A 17,684-nucleotide genomic window follows, 5' to 3' on the forward strand; every position below is an offset into this window, starting at 1 on the left:
CCCGTAACGTCCACAGTGGACCGAGGTTCTAGGCTGGCCCGATGACTTCGGAAACGGGTCCCCGCTTGAGCGGGGTCGCGGGCGTGGTGCTGACGATCCGCTTCCTGACCGAGCTGGCCCTGCTGGGCGGGCTGGCGCTGGCCGGCACCCAGCTCGGCAGCGGGGTGACGCTGGCGATCGTCGACGCGGTCCTGCTGCCGCTGGTGGCCGCCGCGATCTGGGGCCTGTTCATCGCGCCGCGGGGCCGCCGCCGGCTCCCGGAACCGGCCCGCTTCCTGGTGGAGTTCGCCCTGTTCGCGGCGACCGGCGTGGTGCTCGCGCTGGCCGGCTGGCTGATCGCGGGGGTCGTGCTGGCCGTCGCCGGCATCGGCGTCGCGGCGCTGACCCGAGCGGTCGCCAAAGACGGCTGAACCCTCCCCGCCGAATGGCGGAGAGGGCTCGGGCAAGGTGCCGATCGGGAGTTGCTCAGCCGATCTTGCCGGCGGCCGGGATGACGTCGGTGCCGAACTTCTCCAGCACCGCCGGGTTGTGGACGTGCGGGACCATGCCGAGGGCGACGTCGATGCCGAGCCCGTGCAGCCGCTCCAGCTCCTTCAGCAGCTCGCCGGTCTTCTCACCGTTCTCGCCGATGTCGAGGATGTGGTAGACGGTCTTGGTGATCGTGTCGTAGTCGCGGCCCTCGTTCTCGCAGTGCCGCTTGAGGACGTCGAGCTTGTGCTCCAGCTCGAGGCTGTTGAAGAGGTTGCACTGGTCGGCGTACTTGGCGACCAGCCGCAGCGTCTTCTTCTCGCCACCGCCGCCGATCATGATCGGCGGGCGCGGGTCCGAGAGCGCCTGCGGCACGTTCAGCAGCCGTGCCGCGTCGAAGTGCTTGCTCTTGAACGGCTCATCGCCGTCGGCCCACATCCCCAGCACGTACTGGAGGTTCTCCTCCAGCAGCTCGAAGCGCTCCGCGACCGGCGGGAAGGGGAAGCCGAGCCCGCGGGACTCGTCCTCGTTCCAGCCCGCGCCGATGCCGAGGATCGCGCGGCCGCCGGAGAGCACGTCCAGCGTCGTGATCGCCTTGGCCAGCAGGCCCGGGTGCCGGTAGAGGACGCCGGTGACGACGGTCAGCAGCTTGGCGCGCTCGGTGTGCGCGGCGATGAAGCCGAGGGTCGTGTACGCCTCGAGCATGTCGTTCTCGACGGGGCCGACCCCGCCGATCTGGAAGAAGTGGTCCATCACGGCGATGGAGTCGAAGCCCGCGTGGTCGGCGGTGCGGACGACGGCGGCCAGGTCGGCGCCCAGCGCGGACGCCCCGTTCGGCCAGGTGAAGTCGGGGATCTGCAGTCCGAGTTTCATAGTCTCCGACCGTATACCTGGAGTTACCCCAGCTGCGTGCTCAGAAATCCCGGACGACGGAAACCCTGCCGTGCAAGGGATCCGTGACGAACACCGTGCGCGTGCGCTGGTCGACCGCGACGCCGCCGGGGTTGACGCCCAGCGACAGCTCGCCGGTCAGCGTCCCGCTCCCGCCGTCGATCCGGCTCAGCCCGTTCTGCCCGCCGTTGGTGTACACGGTGTTCGTGCCCTGGTGCACGGCCAGCGCGGACGATTCACTGCGCAGCAACACGGTCTTGCGCTCGGTGCGCGTCGCCGCGTCCACAATGGACATGTGGTGGATGCCGGAGTTGGCCACGTACACCGAACCGCTCTCGACGTGCACCGCGACGGCGGTCGGCCGCGCCCCGACCTTCACGCTGGCGACGAACTTCCCGCTGTCGATCGAGAACACCTCGAGCGAGTCCGTGCCGGTGCTGGCGCAGTAGGCCAGCTTGCGGCCGGTGTCGACCGCGATCCCGCCGAGGCTCGGCTTCGGGCCCGGCACGAGCGCGGCGAGCGTGCAGCTGACGCCGTCGAGCACGGCGAGCATGCCGGTGCCGCCGCTGACGGCGTAGACGCGGTTGGCTCGCTCGTCCACGGCCAGCGCGGACGCGCCGGCGCCCGCGCCGATCACGCTCACCAGGTCGTGGGTGCGGCCGTCCAGCACCACGACCGTGCCGGACGGCGGGTTCGCGACGTAGATCCGGCCGGCCTTCGCGTCGACCGCGACGTCGCCGGGGGCGCCCCCGACGCGGAGCACCGCCTCGACCGCGGCGCCGCGCGGGTCGATGACCGAGAGCGTCCCGGCCTCGGGATCCGTGACGTACGCGAGCCCGGTGACGGGATTCACGGCGACCGCGGTGGGCGCTCCGCCGAGCTCGATCGACCGGACGTCCTGCGCCCGCGCGGCCCCCGGCAGGGCCACGGCCCCGGCGCCCGCCGTGACCAGGGCGAACAGAGCCCTCCGGCCTATCGGGCGACCTCGCACCGGCGCCTCCGCTCGTGATCAACTCGCCGTCGAGCCTAGCCCGCGCGAGCGCCACGTGAAGGAACTTCGCGTCCCCCGATCGCGTTGTTTCCTGTGGGTAACAACCGGGAACGAGCGGACGGAGGCGAGCGCGAATGCACGGGCACCAGAACGGACTGAAGACGGCGATGCTGCTCGGCCTGCTGTCCGCGATCATCATCGCGATCAGCGGCCTGTTCGGCCGGGGTGCCCTGGTCATCGGCCTGGTCCTCGCCCTCGGGATGAACGCTTTCGCGTACTTCAGCTCGGACAAGCTGGCGCTGCGCGCGATGCGGGCGCGGCCGGTGTCCGAGGTCGAGCAGCCCGCGATGTACCGGATCGTGCGCGAGCTCGCGCACGTCGCCCGCCAGCCGATGCCGCAGCTCTACCTCAGCCCGACCGTCGCGCCCAACGCGTTCGCGACCGGCCGCAGCCCGCGCCACGCGGCCGTCTGCTGCACCACCGGCATCCTCGACCTGCTCGACGAGCGCGAGCTGCGGGCCGTGCTCGGGCACGAGCTGTCCCACGTCTACAACCGCGACATCCTGATTTCGTGCGTCGCCGGCGCGCTGGCCAGCGTGATCAGCGTGCTCGCGAACATCGCCCTGTTCTTCGGCGGCAACAACCGCGACGGCAGCCCGCTGGTCAGCCTGATGCTGATCTTCGTCGGGCCGATCGCGGCCGCCGTCATCCGGATGGGCGTGAGCCGCTCGCGGGAGTTCCAGGCCGACGCGTCCGGCGCGGAGCTGACCGGCGACCCGCTGGGCCTGGCCTCGGCGTTGCGGAAGCTGGAGGCCGGCACGCGGGCGCGGCCGCTGGTCGCCGAGCCGCAGCTGGTGTCGCAGTCGCACCTGATGATCGCGAACCCGTTCCGCCCCGGCGAGGGCCTGAGCAAGCTGTTCTCGACGCACCCGCCGATCGCCGACCGCATCGCGCGGCTCGAGGAGATGGCCCGCCGCCAGTTCTGACCCCCGCTCGGCCTTCCCAACTGGTGGGAGCGGGAATCGACTTCTCGCCGGCGGAGTTTTCCCGGCATGGTCTCCGCAGAGCTGCACCTGGGCGTCGCCATCGACGGGGCCGGGTACCACCCGGCCGCCTGGCGGATATCCGCGGCCGAGCCCGCCGCGCTGTTCACCTCCGGCCACTACCTGAGGTACGCGAAGCTGGCCGAAGCCGCTTCGCTCGACTTCGTCACCCTCGACGACTCGCTGGCGCTGCAGTCCGGCGGCGAAGAGGTCGTGCGCGGACGGCTCGACGCGCTGCTCACGCTGTCGGCCCTCGCGCCGGCGACCAGCCGGATCGGCCTGGTCCCGACGGTCACCACCACCCACACCGAGCCGTTCCACATCTCGACGTCGGTGGCGACCCTGGACCACGCGAGCCGCGGCCGCGCCGGCGTGCTCGCCGTGCCGTCGTCGACCGAGGCCGAGGCCGCGCACTTCGGCCGTCGCCCGGCTCCTTCACCGCAGGACGGGGAGGCCGAGACCGCCGAGGTCCTCGACGTCATCACCCGGCTGTGGGACAGCTGGGAGGACGGCGCGATCATCCGCGACGCCGCGTCCGGCCGGTTCATCGACCGGGAGAAGCTGCACTACGTCGACTTCGACGGCCGGTTCTTCAGCGTGAAGGGCCCGTCGATCACCCCGCGGCCTCCGCAGGGCCACCCCGTGACCGCGATCTACGGCGACTCGCCCCACGCCGTCGGCGCCGACCTGGTCATCACCCGCGCGGACCACCTCGACGCCGTGCGCGCCGAAGCCGCCCGGTTCCCCGGCGCGAAGGTCCTCGCGACGGTGTCGATCGTGCTCGCCGAGACCGAGCAGGGCGCCCGTGACCGGCAGCACGAGCTGGACGCCTTGGTCCCGTTCGAACCCGCCGGGCTGTCGTTCGCCGGCACTCCCGCGCAGCTGGCCGCCGAGCTGCCCCGCTGGGCCGCCGAGACCGGCGTCGCCGGGTTCCACCTGCGACCCGCCGTCCTGCCCGACGACCTCGACCTGCTCGCCGGCGAGGTGCTCCCGGCGCTGCGCGCGGCCGGCGCGTTCCGGGACCGCTACCGCGGCACGACCCTGCGCGAGCACCTCGGCCTCGGCCGGGCCGTCAACGCCTACGCCGTCACCCCGGGAGCCTGAGATGACCAAGCAGATCAAGCTCGCCGCGCACTTCCCCGGCGTCAACAACACGACGGTGTGGAGCGACCCCGCGTCGGGCAGTCAGATCGACTTCGCCTCCTTCGAGCACTTCGCCCGCACCGCCGAACGCGGCAAGTTCGACTTCCTCTTCCTGGCCGAGGGCCTGCGGCTGCGCGAGCACGCCGGCAAGATCCTCGACTCCGACGTCGTCGGGCGGCCCAACACGACCACCGTGCTGGCCGCGCTGTCCGCCGTCACCACGCACCTCGGCCTGGCCGGGACGCTCTCCTCGACGTTCAACGAGCCCTACGAGGTCGCCCGCCAGGTCGCGAGCATCGACCACCTCTCCGGCGGGCGCGCGGCGTGGAACGTCGTGACGTCCCCGGACGCGTGGACCGGCCAGAACTTCCGCCGCGGTGGCTTCCTCAAGCGCGAGGACCGCTATGCGCGCGCCGAAGAGTTCCTGACCACCGTGCGTGAGCTGTGGGACAGCTGGCAGCCCGGCACCCTGGTGGGGGACAAGGAGAACGGCGTCTTCGCCCGCGACCCCGGCAAGTTTGTCCACAGTGGACCGCAGTTCGACATCCACGGGCAGTTCACGCTGCCGCGGACCCCGCAGGGGCAGCCGATCGTCATCCAGGCCGGCGACTCCGACGAAGGCCGCGAGTTCGCCGCGAAGGCCGCCGACGTCATCTTCAGCCGGCACGGCACCCTCGAGGACGGCCAGGCGTTCTTCCACGACGTCAAGCGCCGGCTGGCCGCCTACGGCCGCGAGTACGGCGAGCTGCTGATCATGCCGGCCGCGACGTTCGTCCTCGGCGACACCGACGCCGAAGCCGAGGAGCACGCCCGCGAGATCCGGCTCCAGCAGGTCCGGCCGGCCACCGCGATCCAGTTCCTCGAGCAGGTGTGGAGCCGCGACCTGTCGGGCTACGACGTCGACGGGCCGCTGCCGGAGGTCGATCCGGACCCGGACGCCGAGCCGCTGACCTGGGGTCGCGTCCGGCACGAGAAGGACTCTCTGGCCCTCGCGCGCAAATGGCGGGCGCTCGCCGAGGAGAAGAAGCTGTCCATCCGCGAGCTGGTGATCGAAGCCACCGCGCGCCAGCAGTTCGTCGGAACGCCGTCGACGGTGGCCGAGACGATCGACACCTACGTCCAGTCCGACGCGGCCGACGGGTTCGTTCTCGTGCCGCACCTGACGCCGGGCGGGCTCGACGAGTTCGTCGAGAAGGTCGTCCCCCACCTGCAGGAACGTGGTGTGTTCCGGACCGAGTACACCGGGCCGACGCTGCGCGAGCAGCTGTTCTAGGCCGAAGCTCCCGCGGCTGCGGCGACTGCCTTCACGTAGTCGCCGTAGCCCGACTTCGCCAGCTTCTCGCCCAGCGCGTAGCACTCGTCAGCGTCGATGAAGCCCATCCGCAGCGCGATCTCCTCGAGGCACGCGATGCGCACGCCGGTGCGGTGCTCCAGCACCTGCACGAACTGGCCGGCTTCGAGCAGCGAGTCGTGCGTGCCGGTGTCGAGCCACGCGAAGCCGCGGCCGAGGTCGACCAGCGACGCCCGGTCCTGGCGCACGTACGTGAGGTTGACGTCGGTGATCTCGAGCTCGCCGCGCGCCGACGGCGTCAGCGCGCGGGCGATGTCGACGACCTGGTTGTCGTAGAAGTACAGCCCGGTGATCGCCTTGTTCGAGCGCGGCTTCGCCGGCTTCTCCTCGATGGAGACCAGCTTGCCGCCCGCATCGACCTCGCCGACGCCGTAGCGCTCGGGGTCCTTCACCGGGTAGCCGAACAAGACGCAGCCGTCGAGCTCGCTCACGGCCGTCTGCAGGCGGCCGGAGAAGCCCTGGCCGTAGAAGATGTTGTCGCCGAGCACGAGCGCCACGTCGTCGCCGCCGATGAAGTCCGCGCCGATGACGAAGGCCTCGGCCAGACCGTTCGGGCTGGGCTGCTCGGCGTAGGAGAACGAGACGCCGAACTGGTCGCCGTTGCCGAGCAGCTTGCGGAACATCGGCAGGTCAGCGGGGGTGGAGATGACGAGGATCTCCCGGATCCCGGCCAGCATCAGCACCGAGATCGGGTAGTAGACCATCGGTTTGTCGTAGACCGGCAGCAGCTGCTTCGACACCGCCTGGGTGATCGGGTGCAGGCGTGTCCCGCTGCCTCCGGCCAGCACGATGCCCTTCATGAACTGCCTCCTCGGAACCGGGCTGCTGAGTCCGCCCCACCCTACGGGCCGGGCGGGATCAGAAAGCCGGTCCCTTGCCGAAGTAGGCCTTGCAGCCGGAGTTGTCCTCGGTGGCGATCTCGAGCACGTTCCGGCCGTCGTCGACCGGCAGCAGCGTCGAGGAGTAGTTCGGGCAGAAGTTGTTGTAGATGCCGGTGATGTGCACCGGCGCGGGCAGCTCGTACCAGGTACCGCTGCCGAAGTCGTCGTTCGCCAGCAGCACCTGGCCGTTCTGCGGCAGCGGCCGGCCCTTCGCGTCGGTGTAGATCTGCCCGACCATGACGATCCGGACGCCGTTCGGGCCGCCGGGGAAGAGCGTGATCGTCTGCGCGTGCTGGAAGTAGTTGCCGTTCGCGGTGTCGACGCGCGTGCCGGGGTCGGTGGGGCTGCCCCAGTTGGCGCCGTCGGGGGAGATCTTGAAGTACGGGTCGCAGTAGCGGTCGCGGAAGTTGCAGATCTCGTAGGCGAAGTAGTAGCGGCCGTCGGGCAGCCTGCGGATGATCGGCATGCCGGGCCGGACCCGGTCCGGCGGGATGGCCAGGGTGAGCTGCTTGGTGCCCCAGTGCACGCCGTCGGTCGAGGCGACGCGGTTGAGGACCTGCGCGTACTTCGGCGCCTGCGTCTCGTCGGCGAAGTGGAGCCAGAGCGTGCCGCCGGCGTCGACGGTGAACTCGGGCTCCCAGATGCCGTCGATGTTGTGCGAGCGGGCGGCCTCGGACAGGAAGGCCCACGAGTGGCCGCCGTCCTTGCTGGCCCAGACCTTGATCCCGACGCGCCGCTGCGCCCCGGCGTCCTGCCGGTAGGAGGCGGCCCAGAGGAGGGTGCCCGCGCGCAGGCGGCCGACCCGCTGCGGCAGCTCGTAGAGCGTGCCGCAGCACATGCCGTACCGGCCGTCGGGGTCGCGGACGGCACCGATCTGCTGGAACGTCTCGCCCTCGTCAGTGCTCTCCAGGACGGGCGTGTACTTGCCACTGGCGTCTTCGCTGGTCAGCGCGGCGATGATGTGCCCGCGGCCGAAGATCGAGTGGTCGAGCCGGACCAGCCGCGCGTAGGAGCCGAGGCCGGGCAGGAGCAGCTTGCGCTCGGCGGCGCTCGCGGGGGTCAGTGTCGCCCCGATCACGGTGAGTGACAGCACGAAGGCGAGCAAGCGGCGCATCTTGACCCTCTCCACACGGTGACCGCGCGATTACAGCACGCGGGCCGGGTCCTTCGTGGACAGTCACACGGGGCATTCGCGCGTTCGAGGGTTTGCTGTGCGCTTTCGGGTGACCGGTTACGTAACGCTCCGGCAAAGAGCACCGAAAGATCACGTGGGGGCCGGTGGTGGTCCCGAGGGGGAACGATGAAACTCCGGCTCGCCTGCTTGCTGGTTTTGGTCTTGGCGTCGGCGTGCGCGTGCGCGCCTGCTCCCGCGACGGGGTTCGGGACGATCGTCGGAGCTTCCGGTTCGACCTCGGCCGAGGTGCCTACACCTACTTCTTCCGCTGCGCCGGTGCCGCGGGATGTTCCGACCGAGACGCACACGGGCAAGGGCGAAGGCCAGTTCGCGGTGACGTGGCCGGCGGACCAGCTCGGCTTCTTCACGTTCGACTGCCCGAAGTGCTCGGCGAACGTGATCATCAGCACCGACGGCGGCGAGTTCAGCCTGGTCAACGCGATCGGCGCGTACAAGGGCACGACGTGGCTCAACACGGAACCGGACCGCCCGACGACGAAGGTGACGGTCTTGGCGGACGCGGCTTGGACGGCGACGATCGCGGACTACCGGAGCGTGCCAACGGCCTCGCCGGGCGCAACGGCCTCAGGCAAGGGCGACGCGATCCTGCGTGTCCCGGAGGGGGCCACGCGCGTCCGGTTCACGGCGAAGACCCGCGGCAACGTGGCGCTGTGGCTCCGGTCGGAGGACCTAAGCGACCTGCTGGTCAACGAGGTCGGCGACGTCGAGGTGGACCGGGAGGTCCGCGGGCCGGCGTACCTCAAGGTGGAGGGCTACGAGGCGAGCTGGACGATCACGCCGTCCTGAGCGGGCACCCGAGGTTCGGGTGCCCGCGGCGGCGTCACCGGTAGTTGGTGAACTGCGTCCTGCCTGGGGTGATGGCGAGGTATGGGGCTCTGAGCTGCGGGTTTGTGCCCGTTGGCGGTCGTCGTCGGTCGTCGCTGGTTGGTGCCATCTGTACCGGATTTGTACCCAGGAGGAGCGCTACTGTCACACTTGATGACCGTCCGGCGACCTTCCGCCTAGGCGAACACAGAGGAGGCCCCCGAGTGACCACGACCAAACCGATCCTCAAGCTCAACGGTGCGAAGGTCGAAGCCTTCTGCCAGGTCTGCGGTGAGCGGATCACGGCCGATGGACACATTTGGGTCAATCTCCGGATCGTCGCGCAGGTTGAGGAAGTATGGGAAGCCAAGAAAGACAAGACGAGATGGTCGCTTGATGAGTTGGCCAAGATGCCGGACACGGCGGCGTGGCAGGCTCACCATCTCGCATGCGACCCGGAACCGGACGCGAATGCATACGAGATTCCTATCGGGCGGATCGGTACGGCGGCCAAGTTGATTGGCTGGACTGCCCACCTGATGGAGAAGTCGTGGCTCAGCGCCACTGACTGGGATCACGTCCTCCGTGAAGCTGGCGATGCGAACGCTTAGCGCGACGGGCTCACTTACAAGTGGGTGGCCTCTTGGCATCTCGTCGACCTGGCGCAGCCCGATCATGCCGGGTCAAGGGGGCACCTCTGCGCCTCGGTGACTGAGCTCCGAAACCGCCCCCTTGACGCGGCGTGATAGCCCTCCGGGAGGTCGACGAGATGCCGTCTGGCCACCCACGGACGCAACGTGCGAGCCCTGCCGGCCATCTCGGAGACCTGCCCGTCCGGCGAGGACACTTCTTCTCCGATCGGCGGCTTACCCGAACCTTCGGCCTACTCGCCCCGGACGACTCGCGGGGGACCGGCCGCCAGGCCGCACGCCCCCGCGAGGGCTTTGCCGGCGCAAAGGGCTGGGGCCGAGCGGCCCCGGAGGGGCCCCCTTGATCCTGTAGAGAAAGTTCTCACCAAGCCTCCGCCTCACGGCCCGCGGCTCAACTGAGGAGAGCCCGAAGCGCTGCGGCGTCGCTGGCGAGTTGCGCAGGGTCGATCTGGGATTCGTCGCCACTCTGCGGCAGCAGCGGGAACGGCCTCCCCGGAGCGGGGTCCTCAACGAAGCGCGGCAGTAGGTGCGTGTGGAGATGCGGGACGGTGTTCCCCAGCGTCTCGTAGTTCATCTTCAGCGGCCGGTAGAACGTGGCCAGCGCCTTCGCCACGGTCAACGTCGCCTTCCAGTACGCCTGCGCCTCCGAGTCGCTCAGCTCGAACGGCTCGACGACGTGACGCCTGCGCCAGATCACGAGCGTGTACCCGCGCTGGATGTCAGCTCGCTGGAGCACGGCGTCGACATCGGCCGTCTCGAAGATCCGGATCCCGTAGGTGTCTTCGTCCAAGCGCTTCGACTGGCACATCTCACAGGCTTGGCCGCTGATCCGGTCCGCCCAGTTGCCTGGCACTCGCTCGTCATGGCTGAATGTCGCCTTCGTTCCATTCGTAGATGAACTCGTGCTTGTCGCCCGCGTAGACGTCGTGAGCGGCCTGCAATGGCCTGCCGTCCTTGTCGTAGTCGACGTCCCACATGTGCATGACCGGCACCCCCGCGTGGAGGTTGAGCAGCTCCGTCTCCTCCGGGGTCGGCATGAGCGCACTGAACACCTCGGCTCCTCGGAAGAACGTGTGCCCGAGCGACTCGATCAGCTCGTCCGGTCCTTCCGGCAGTGCGTCGGGAGATTCGAGGCGGATGTCTGCTGCAAGCCACAGCGGGTAGTAGCTCGCGGAGACCACGACCGGCTCTTCGTCGAGGAACTGCAAGCGACGACGTACCACCACCTCATCGCCGGACGAGGCGGCGGGCACTACTTCGCCACCGTGCTGATCTTCGGCGGAGCGAACGTCAAGACCGTTCAGCTCGCGATGGGCCACACCACGCCCACGGTGACGCTCAACACCTACGTCGGCTACTGGCCGGACGCCGTGGACCAGACGCGGACGCTCGTCGACTCCGCGCTCGGTTGTACCGACGTTGTACCCACGGGCACCTGAAACCAGATACCCGCAGGTCAACGAGGGTTTGTCACCGGTAGTTGGTGAACTGCAGCGCGATCTCGAAGTCCTTGCCCTTCAGCAACGCGATGACGTCCTGCAGCTGGTCCTTCTTCTTGCCCGACACCCGCAGCTGGTCACCCTGGATCTGGGCCTGGACGCCCTTCGGGCCTTCGTCGCGGATGAACTTGGCGATCTGCTTCGCCTTGTCCGACGCGATGCCCTGGATGATCTTGCCGCTGAGCTTGTAGATCTTGCCCGAGAGGGCCGGCTCGTCGGCTTCGAAGGCCTTCAACGAGATGCTGCGCTTGATCAGCTTCTCCTTGAACACCTCGACCGCGGCCAGCGCGCGCTCCTCCGTCTCGGACTCGATCGCGATCGCCTCCTCGCCGGACCAGTTGATCGTCGTGCCCGTGCCGCGGAAGTCGAAGCGCGTGCCGAGCTCCTTGCTTGCCTGGTTCAGCGCGTTGTCCACCTCCTGGCGGTCGACCTTGCTCACGACGTCGAAAGAGGGATCCGCCACGTGTCCTCACACCTCGTACTCGCTTGTCAGGGGCCACCCACCCTAGCCCCGGGTATCCCGGTTGACCCCCACCGGGAGCCGTTGGGTAAGCTTCTTTCCGGCCGGTGCGACCGGCTTGGGCGGGTTACCCGAGTGGCCAAAGGGGACTGGCTGTAAACCAGTTGGCTTACGCCTACGGGGGTTCGAATCCCTCACCCGCCACCCACGAAGAAGCCCGGTGACCGACGAGGTCACCGGGCTTTTCCGCTGCTAGAAGCCGGTGTTCCCGGCCCCGCGCACCAGCGTGTAGCCACCGTCGTCGAGCAGACCGCCGGCTGTGGCTCCCGTCACCGAGGTGTGCGCGATCGACGCGCTGCCCGTCGCGTTCGTCTCGATGCCGTACGTGCCCGCTCCCGCGATCGTCACGCGGTCGAAGCTCAGCTGCGTGATCGACTTCTGGAAGCTCAGCAGCACACCCTGGTACGTGCTGTCGGTGACCGTCAGGTCCTCGACGACGATCGGGGCCGCGATGGGCGCCGAATCCGCGTAGATCCAGAGCGCACCGATCGCCGAGTTCCAGTTGTCCTCGAAACTGCCCGTCCGCAGCAGCGTGTTGCGCCGGATCGACGTCGTGCCGGACAGCGGCACCGGGTTGAACCGGGTGCCCACCGTGATACCGGAACCCGCCGCGACGCTGTCCGCGACGACGTTGTCCTCCGCCCGGTTGCCGGCGCCGCCGAAGATGCCGATGCCGTTGGCCAGCGCCGGCGACTGGACCGTGTTGAACGTGTACGCGCTGCCGGACACCGTGGTGCCTTCGGAGAACATCGCCAGCCCGTCGTCGCCCGTGTTGCGGACCATGGACTGGTCCACCCGGACGTTGCTCGTGCCCGCGTCCTTCGCGTGGATGTTGACGCCGTCCGCGAACGTGTCGCGGATCCGCGTGCCGACCACGTACAGCCCGTTCGTGCCCGAATCGGCCCACAGCCCGACCTTGGTGTGCTCGATCCACAGGTTCTGGATCAGCGACCCGGCCCCGAAGTTGCCGTCCAGCGCGCCGTCCGAGCCGTTGTCGTCGCGGACCCGGACGTCGCCGAAGATCGCGAAGTCGGCCAGCGTGACGTTGTTGCCCGTGCCGAAGAAGCCACCGCGCGGCCCGGTGCCCTGGATCACCGAGGACCACGGCCCGGCCCCGTAAACGCGCACGTTCGCGACGTTGATCTTCGAGCTGATCCGGAACGTCCCCGCCGGGATCCACACCGGCTTGTTCTGGGCCGCGCCCGCCGCGATCGCCTGGTTGATCGCCGACGTCGCGTCCGATCCGTTGTCCGGCACCGCGCCGTACGACGTGATGGACAGCGCACCCGGCGGAGCCGTCGCCGCGGCCGGAGCCTGCTCGGCGTCCAGCAGGTCGACGTCGTAGTACGCGGCCGTGCTCGACGCGTCCTTCTGCAGCTTCAAGACCGTGCCCGCGGGCCAGTCGCCGATCAGCGCCCGGGTCTCGTCGTAGAACCGGTGCGGGCTGCCCTGCGACGGCACGTTCGTGTACGGGTACGCGCCGTAGACCCAGCTGTAGTTCGACGTCAGCGACAGGTCGCGGACCTTCGTCCCGTTCGCGTACAACGCCAGCGGCGCGGTCTGCCCGGCGCCGTCCGCGGTGTCCGGGATCGAGAACCGCACGGTGACGGCGTTCGCGGGCCTCGTCAGCGTGACGCTCACGGACTGTCCGGTCGCGCTCAGCCGCACCGCGCGGCGCCCGCTCGACTCGGCTTGGACCGTGTGGAACGTCCGGCTCGCCGCGAGCACGGTCCCGGTGGTCGTCCCGGCTTCGGCTTCGTACTCGGTGTAGGGCGTCGTCGCGCCACGCGCGGCCAGCGCCGTCTCGTTCGCGACGACCACGCTGTCGACCAGCACGTCGGTGCCGGTCCCGGCCAGCTGCAGCGTGTTGACGCCCGCGCGTACCGGCACCGAAACCGTGGCCGTCCGCCAGCCCGCGCCCGAAGGCAGCGAAGCGGATCCGGTGTCACGGCCGTTCGTCGACACCGCGAGGGTGCCCGCGTTGCCGAACCGGATCGTCGCGGTCGCCGTACCTGCGGAAGCCATCGCGAAGGTGCGCACCAGACGCGCGCCCGGCGTCGCGAAGCCCGTCACATAGCCGGGTCCGGTGTAGCCCGCGGTCGTGGCACCGACGGTCGCGCCGCCGGAGAGGAACGCGGCTTCCGCCTCGCCCGGACCAGCCGGAACCGAGGGCGTCACCGTGAGGCTGTCCAGGTTCACGTTGCCGGAGTCGGTGCTGTCGAAGGCATAAGCCACCGTGTGGTCGCCCGCGGTCAGTGTCAAGGACTCGGTCGCCGACGCCCAGGTGTCCCAGTTCGCCGACGGCGGTAGCGACACCTGACGCTGGCGGACACTGTCGACATAGAGCGAAAGCGTCATGGCGGCTCCGGTGCCGTTCGCGTACCGGAGGGCGAGCGACTGCGGCCCGGCGGTCGTCACCTTGACGGCGAACGACGTCCGCGCGGCACCCTTGTTCGCGTCGGTGTAGCCGCCGACGAACCCGCTCCCGCTGTAGCCCGGGTGGTCGGTCGCGACGACCGCACCACCGGACAACGTCGCGTTCTCGGCCTCGAACAGGGGACCCGCCTGCCCGGTCGCGGACGGCGTGACGTCGAGGCGGTCGAGGTTGACGTTCCCGCTGTCGCCCGAGCCGAAGGTGTACGACACGCTGTGCGCGCCCGCGCCGAGGGAGACGGCCACGCTCGCCGAACCCCAGCTGTCCCAGGAAGCCGTGGCGGGCAGGGAAACCTGTTGAGCCGCACCGGAATCGACGGTCAGCGTGAGGGTCCGGGAAGAGCCGGTGCCGTTCGCATAGCCGAGCGCGAGGGTGTACGAACCGGCCGAGGCCGCGGAGACGGCGAACGTCGTCCGGGCCGTGCCGCGGTGGGTGTCGGTGAAGCCGCCGACGAATCCGGAACCGCTGTAGCCGGGATGATCGCCTTCGACCACAGCGCCGCCCGAAAGGACGGCGGATTCGGCTTCCAGGCGGGTGGTCGCGGCGTGCGCCGGGACCGTGGACACCAACGCGGTGAAGGTGAGCACCGCGACGGCCAGGACAGGGGATGTGCGCATCTGTTTTCTCCCAACCAGTGAAGGGATCAGCCCTTGACGGCTCCGCTCAAGGCGTTGCCGCGCAGGAACATCCGCTGGAACACGAGGAACAACACGACGGGGATGACCGTCGAAATGGCGAGCGCGGCGAGGAAGACGTCCAGTTCGACGAACTTCTGCAACGCCGGCAGCCGGACCGAAAGGGGCTGGACCGCCGGGTCGGGCAGCACCAGCATCGGCCACAGGAAGTCCTTCCAGGCCGCCACGATCGCGAACACCGAAACGACGCCGAGGATCGGCCGGGACATCGGCAGCACGACCGACCAGAACAGCCGTAGCGGTCCGGCGCCGTCGACTCGCGCCGCCTCGAACACCTCACGCGGGAGGTTGTCGAAGAACCGTTGCACCAGCAGGATGTTGAACGCGCTGGCGCCCGACGGCAGCCAGACCGCCCAGAACGAGTTGATCAGCGAGAAGTCCACCATGGACAGGTAGAGCGGCACGAGCAGCACGATCGCCGGTACGAACAGCGTGGCCAGCACGACGCCGGTGAGCGCCTTCCGGTAGCGCGGCCGCAGGACCGACAGGGCGAACCCGGCCGTGGTCGCGACGATCAGCTGCACCAGCCACGACCCGGCGGCGACCCAGACCGTGTTGAGGAAGTACTTGTCGATCTGGACGCGGGTCCACGCCGTGGAGAGGTTGGCGAAGTCGATCCCGTGCGGCCACAGGGATAGGGGGTCGCGCAGCGTGTCCTGGGTCGGCGTGACCGCGGCCTTCGCCAGCCACAGCATCGGGCCCAGCCCGGCGAGGAACAGGGCCGCGAGCAGGAGCGCGTGCAAGGCCCGCGTCGTGCGGCGGACGCCGGGACGTCGCCAGTCCGACGGCGAGAGCAGGGCGCGCGTCATGACTTGCTCCAGGACCGGGTCAGGCGGAAGTACACCGCGGAGAACAGGCCCAGCACCGCGGCGAGCAGCACGCTCAACGCGGTCGCGGCGCCGTAGTCGCCGCCGAGGCTGTCGGCGAAGGCGTAGTTGTAGACGAGCAGCAGGATCGTGGTCGTCGACCGCGCCGGGCCGCCGCCGGTGAACAGGAACGGCTCGAGGAAGACCTGCGCGGTGCCGACGATCTGCAGGATGAACGTGATCAGCAGGACCCCGCGCAGGTGTGGCAGCGTGACGTGCCAGACCTTGCCCCGGACCGACGCGCCGTCGATCTCGGCCGCCTCGTACTGCTCGGGCGGGACGCTGGTCAGGGCGGCCAGGTAGATGATGATCGTGGCGCCGGCCGCGGCCCATGTCGCCTCCGCGACCAGCGAGAACATCGCCGTTGACGCCGATTGCAGCCACGGCGACGGACCCAGCCCGACGGCACCCAGCACGGAGTTGAACACCCCGCTCGGACTGGCGTCGTAGAAGAACTTCCACAGCAGCACGGCCACCACCGGCGGGATCACCACCGGCAGGTAGGCCAGCGCGCTGTAGAGCCCCTTCGCCCGGCGGACCTCGCTCATCAGCACCGCGGCGACCAGCGGGATCGGGTAGCCGAGCAGCAGCGCGAGGACGGCGAACCACAGTGTGTTGCCGACGGCGTTCCACAGCTGCGGGTCGCTGAGCACGGCGACGTAGTTGTCCAGCCCGACGAACACCGGGTCCGAGACGAGGTTCGTCTGCTGGAAGCTCATCACGACGGCCTGGCCGATCGGCCGCCACGAGAACAGCCCGAACACCGCCAGCATCGGCAGCAGGAACAGCACCGTGCCGAGGCCGCCGCCGCGCACCCAGGTCAGCGGGGTGCGCCGGCGGCGGGCCCGGGCCGGGCGCGGGGGCACCGTCGCCGGCCGGGCCGCCGTGAGCGTCACGGCCGGTCCAGCAACGCCTGGGCCTGCGTCTGCGCGTCGGCGAGCAGGGCCGGGATGTCGGCGCCGCGGTCGGTCAGGACCTTCTGCGCGACCGGGTCGAGCAGGCCGTAGACCTGCTGGGTGGACCGCGTCGGCTCCGGAACCAGGGGCTGGGCGAACATCCTGTCCGTGTACGGCGTCATCTGCTTCACCGGCACGTTGACGTACTGCGCGATCCAGCCCATCCGCTGGTCGTAGGTCGCCTTGTCGAACACCGGCAGCTCGGGCGAGCCGACGGCCTCACCGGAGTCGGCGGTGGTCTTCGCGTCGGCGACCGCGGCGGCCTGGTCGGCCTGCTTCCGCAGGTAGTAGAAGTCGATCCACTTCACGGCCGCGGCCTTCGTGGCGTCCTTGGCCTTGGCGTTGACGGCGGCGAGGGTGCCGCCGCCGAGCACCCCGGCGTCCGGGCCGTCGAGGGGGAGGGCCGTGACGCCGTAGTCGTCCGCCTTGATCGCGTTCTGCGCCTTCAGCGAGCCGTAGTTGCCGCCGCCGGAGACGTACATCCCGATCCGGCCGGCGGCGAAGTCCTGGTTGATGCCGTTCCAGTCGTAGAGGAAGTTGGCGCCCATGCTGTTGTCGTCCCAGCGCATGGTGTGGATGGTCTGCAGCGCCCGGGTCATCTGCGGGGTGTTCAGCGACGCCGTCGCCTGGTCGCCGGCCAGCTGCTCGGTGCGGCCGCCGAAGGCGTAGTCGAGGGTGGCGAGGACCCAGCCGCCGGTGTTGTCCGTGGTCAGCTGGGCGTACCCGGCCTGGCCGGTCTTCTCGGCGATCTGCTTCGCGTCCACGCGGATCTCGTCCCAAGTGGACGGTGGCTTGTCCGGGTCGAGGCCCGCTTGCTTGAAGAGCGTGCGGTTGTAGTGCAGCGCCTGGCCGTGCGCGGCGATCGGGATCGCCCACATCTTGCCGTCGTCAGCCGAGCCGGCCTTCGCGACCTCGGGGTTGAACTTCTTCGCGTACGGCAGGCCGGCGACCAGATCGCTGATGTCGGCGATCTGACGGCGTTCGATCAGGCCGCGGCCGTCGGTGAAGGGCATCGTGAGGACGTCCGGGAGCGTGCCGCCTGCCAGCTGCGCGGTGAACGTCGTCGCGTCCCACTTGAACTCCTGCGGGACCAGGTCGATCGTCGGGTTCGCGGTCTCGAACTGCGTCACCCGGGCGGTGAACGCGGCGACCGCGCCCTGGTCCAGGCCCGGTTCGATGGACACCTTGACGACGGTCTTGCCGTCGGCGGTGGTGGCGTCGCCACCCGAGCAGGCGGTCAGTGCGGCGGCGCACAGGCACACCGCGGCGATCTTCGAGGACTTCATCGTCTCTCCTG

The 17,684-nt window shown here is 69.7% G+C and carries 18 protein-coding genes and 1 tRNA gene; 8 read left to right on the forward strand and 11 right to left on the reverse strand.

Annotation, left to right across the window (positions count from 1 at the left end; genetic code table 11):
- Window positions 1–41: 41 nt before the first annotated feature.
- Entirely contained in the window at window positions 42–410 is a 369-nt protein-coding gene (locus AB0N03_RS14815; RefSeq protein WP_364370782.1) for a YrdB family protein, read from the forward strand.
- Between the two features lie 55 nt (window positions 411–465).
- On the opposite strand, the gene AB0N03_RS14820 is transcribed toward AB0N03_RS14815, so the two are convergent.
- Both AB0N03_RS14820 and AB0N03_RS14825 read right to left on the reverse strand, forming a co-directional pair.
- Window positions 466–1,341: an LLM class F420-dependent oxidoreductase gene (locus tag AB0N03_RS14820; RefSeq protein ID WP_364370785.1), complete on the reverse strand. Its 876-nt coding sequence runs from the start codon at window positions 1,339–1,341 to the stop codon at window positions 466–468.
- Between the two features lie 40 nt (window positions 1,342–1,381).
- The gene (locus tag AB0N03_RS14825) at window positions 1,382–2,350 is read right to left on the reverse strand and encodes a YncE family protein (protein ID WP_364370788.1); all 969 of its coding nucleotides are present in this window, start codon (window positions 2,348–2,350) and stop codon (window positions 1,382–1,384) included.
- Between the two features lie 134 nt (window positions 2,351–2,484).
- Here AB0N03_RS14825 and htpX point away from each other — a divergent pair, with 134 nt between their 5' ends.
- From htpX to AB0N03_RS14840, 3 genes are all read left to right on the forward strand, one after another.
- Window positions 2,485–3,336, forward strand: coding sequence for a zinc metalloprotease HtpX (gene htpX / locus AB0N03_RS14830; RefSeq protein WP_364370791.1), 852 nt, complete (start codon window positions 2,485–2,487; stop codon window positions 3,334–3,336).
- 66 nt (window positions 3,337–3,402) lie between these two features.
- Entirely contained in the window at window positions 3,403–4,497 is a 1,095-nt protein-coding gene (locus AB0N03_RS14835; protein ID WP_364370794.1) for an LLM class flavin-dependent oxidoreductase, read from the forward strand.
- Window position 4,498: 1 nt separating this feature from the next.
- A complete protein-coding gene (locus AB0N03_RS14840; protein WP_364370797.1) occupies window positions 4,499–5,809 on the forward strand; it encodes an NtaA/DmoA family FMN-dependent monooxygenase in 1,311 nt (436 codons plus the stop codon).
- On the opposite strand, the gene rfbA is transcribed toward AB0N03_RS14840, so the two are convergent.
- Window positions 5,806–6,687, reverse strand: coding sequence for a glucose-1-phosphate thymidylyltransferase RfbA (gene rfbA / locus AB0N03_RS14845; RefSeq protein WP_364370800.1), 882 nt, complete (start codon window positions 6,685–6,687; stop codon window positions 5,806–5,808). The genes AB0N03_RS14840 and rfbA overlap by 4 nt on opposite strands.
- 58 nt (window positions 6,688–6,745) lie before the next feature.
- Window positions 6,746–7,882, reverse strand: a complete 1,137-nt coding sequence (locus AB0N03_RS14850; protein WP_364370803.1) for a sialidase family protein — start codon at window positions 7,880–7,882, stop codon at window positions 6,746–6,748.
- Window positions 7,883–8,218: 336 nt separating this feature from the next.
- Between AB0N03_RS14850 and AB0N03_RS14855 the strand changes: the two genes are divergently transcribed.
- Both AB0N03_RS14855 and AB0N03_RS14860 read left to right on the forward strand, forming a co-directional pair.
- The gene (locus tag AB0N03_RS14855; protein WP_364370806.1) at window positions 8,219–8,749 is read left to right on the forward strand and encodes a hypothetical protein; all 531 of its coding nucleotides are present in this window, start codon (window positions 8,219–8,221) and stop codon (window positions 8,747–8,749) included.
- 242 nt (window positions 8,750–8,991) lie between these two features.
- Window positions 8,992–9,378: a hypothetical protein gene (locus AB0N03_RS14860; protein WP_364370809.1), complete on the forward strand. Its 387-nt coding sequence runs from the start codon at window positions 8,992–8,994 to the stop codon at window positions 9,376–9,378.
- A gap of 430 nt (window positions 9,379–9,808) precedes the next feature.
- Here the strand turns inward: AB0N03_RS14860 and AB0N03_RS14865 are convergent, their stop codons facing one another.
- Together AB0N03_RS14865 and AB0N03_RS14870 are read right to left on the reverse strand one after the other, a co-directional pair.
- Window positions 9,809–10,207: an HIT family protein gene (locus AB0N03_RS14865; RefSeq protein ID WP_364370811.1), complete on the reverse strand. Its 399-nt coding sequence runs from the start codon at window positions 10,205–10,207 to the stop codon at window positions 9,809–9,811.
- Window positions 10,208–10,277: 70 nt separating this feature from the next.
- Window positions 10,278–10,670, reverse strand: a complete 393-nt coding sequence (locus AB0N03_RS14870; protein WP_364370814.1) for a UTRA domain-containing protein — start codon at window positions 10,668–10,670, stop codon at window positions 10,278–10,280.
- A 12-nt stretch (window positions 10,671–10,682) separates the two neighbouring features.
- Here AB0N03_RS14870 and AB0N03_RS14875 point away from each other — a divergent pair, with 12 nt between their 5' ends.
- Window positions 10,683–10,856, forward strand: a complete 174-nt coding sequence (locus tag AB0N03_RS14875; protein WP_364370816.1) for a hypothetical protein — start codon at window positions 10,683–10,685, stop codon at window positions 10,854–10,856.
- A gap of 31 nt (window positions 10,857–10,887) precedes the next feature.
- Here AB0N03_RS14875 and AB0N03_RS14880 read toward each other — a convergent pair whose 3' ends face one another.
- Window positions 10,888–11,379 (reverse strand): YajQ family cyclic di-GMP-binding protein, encoded by a 492-nt coding sequence (locus tag AB0N03_RS14880; RefSeq protein ID WP_284747809.1) that lies wholly within the window; start codon window positions 11,377–11,379, stop codon window positions 10,888–10,890.
- Between the two features lie 118 nt (window positions 11,380–11,497).
- Between AB0N03_RS14880 and AB0N03_RS14885 the strand changes: the two genes are divergently transcribed.
- Window positions 11,498–11,580 (forward strand) — tRNA-Tyr (locus AB0N03_RS14885).
- A 48-nt stretch (window positions 11,581–11,628) separates the two neighbouring features.
- Here the strand turns inward: AB0N03_RS14885 and AB0N03_RS14890 are convergent.
- The 4 genes from AB0N03_RS14890 to AB0N03_RS14905 are packed head-to-tail and all read right to left on the reverse strand — an operon-like array spanning window position 11,629 to window position 17,673.
- Window positions 11,629–14,487 (reverse strand): CBM35 domain-containing protein, encoded by a 2,859-nt coding sequence (locus AB0N03_RS14890; RefSeq protein ID WP_364370819.1) that lies wholly within the window; start codon window positions 14,485–14,487, stop codon window positions 11,629–11,631.
- A gap of 26 nt (window positions 14,488–14,513) precedes the next feature.
- Window positions 14,514–15,374: a carbohydrate ABC transporter permease gene (locus AB0N03_RS14895; protein WP_364370822.1), complete on the reverse strand. Its 861-nt coding sequence runs from the start codon at window positions 15,372–15,374 to the stop codon at window positions 14,514–14,516.
- The gene (locus AB0N03_RS14900) at window positions 15,371–16,327 is read right to left on the reverse strand and encodes a sugar ABC transporter permease (RefSeq protein WP_364370825.1); all 957 of its coding nucleotides are present in this window, start codon (window positions 16,325–16,327) and stop codon (window positions 15,371–15,373) included. Before AB0N03_RS14900 ends, AB0N03_RS14895 begins: the two co-directional genes overlap by 4 nt.
- Window positions 16,324–17,673, reverse strand: coding sequence for a hypothetical protein (locus tag AB0N03_RS14905; protein WP_364370828.1), 1,350 nt, complete (start codon window positions 17,671–17,673; stop codon window positions 16,324–16,326). The genes AB0N03_RS14900 and AB0N03_RS14905 overlap by 4 nt, the downstream gene beginning before the upstream one ends.
- Between the last annotated feature and the right edge of the window lie 11 nt (window positions 17,674–17,684).

Source organism: Amycolatopsis sp. NPDC051061, assembly GCF_040682935.1.
Taxonomy (GTDB): Bacteria; Actinomycetota; Actinomycetes; order Mycobacteriales; family Pseudonocardiaceae; genus Amycolatopsis.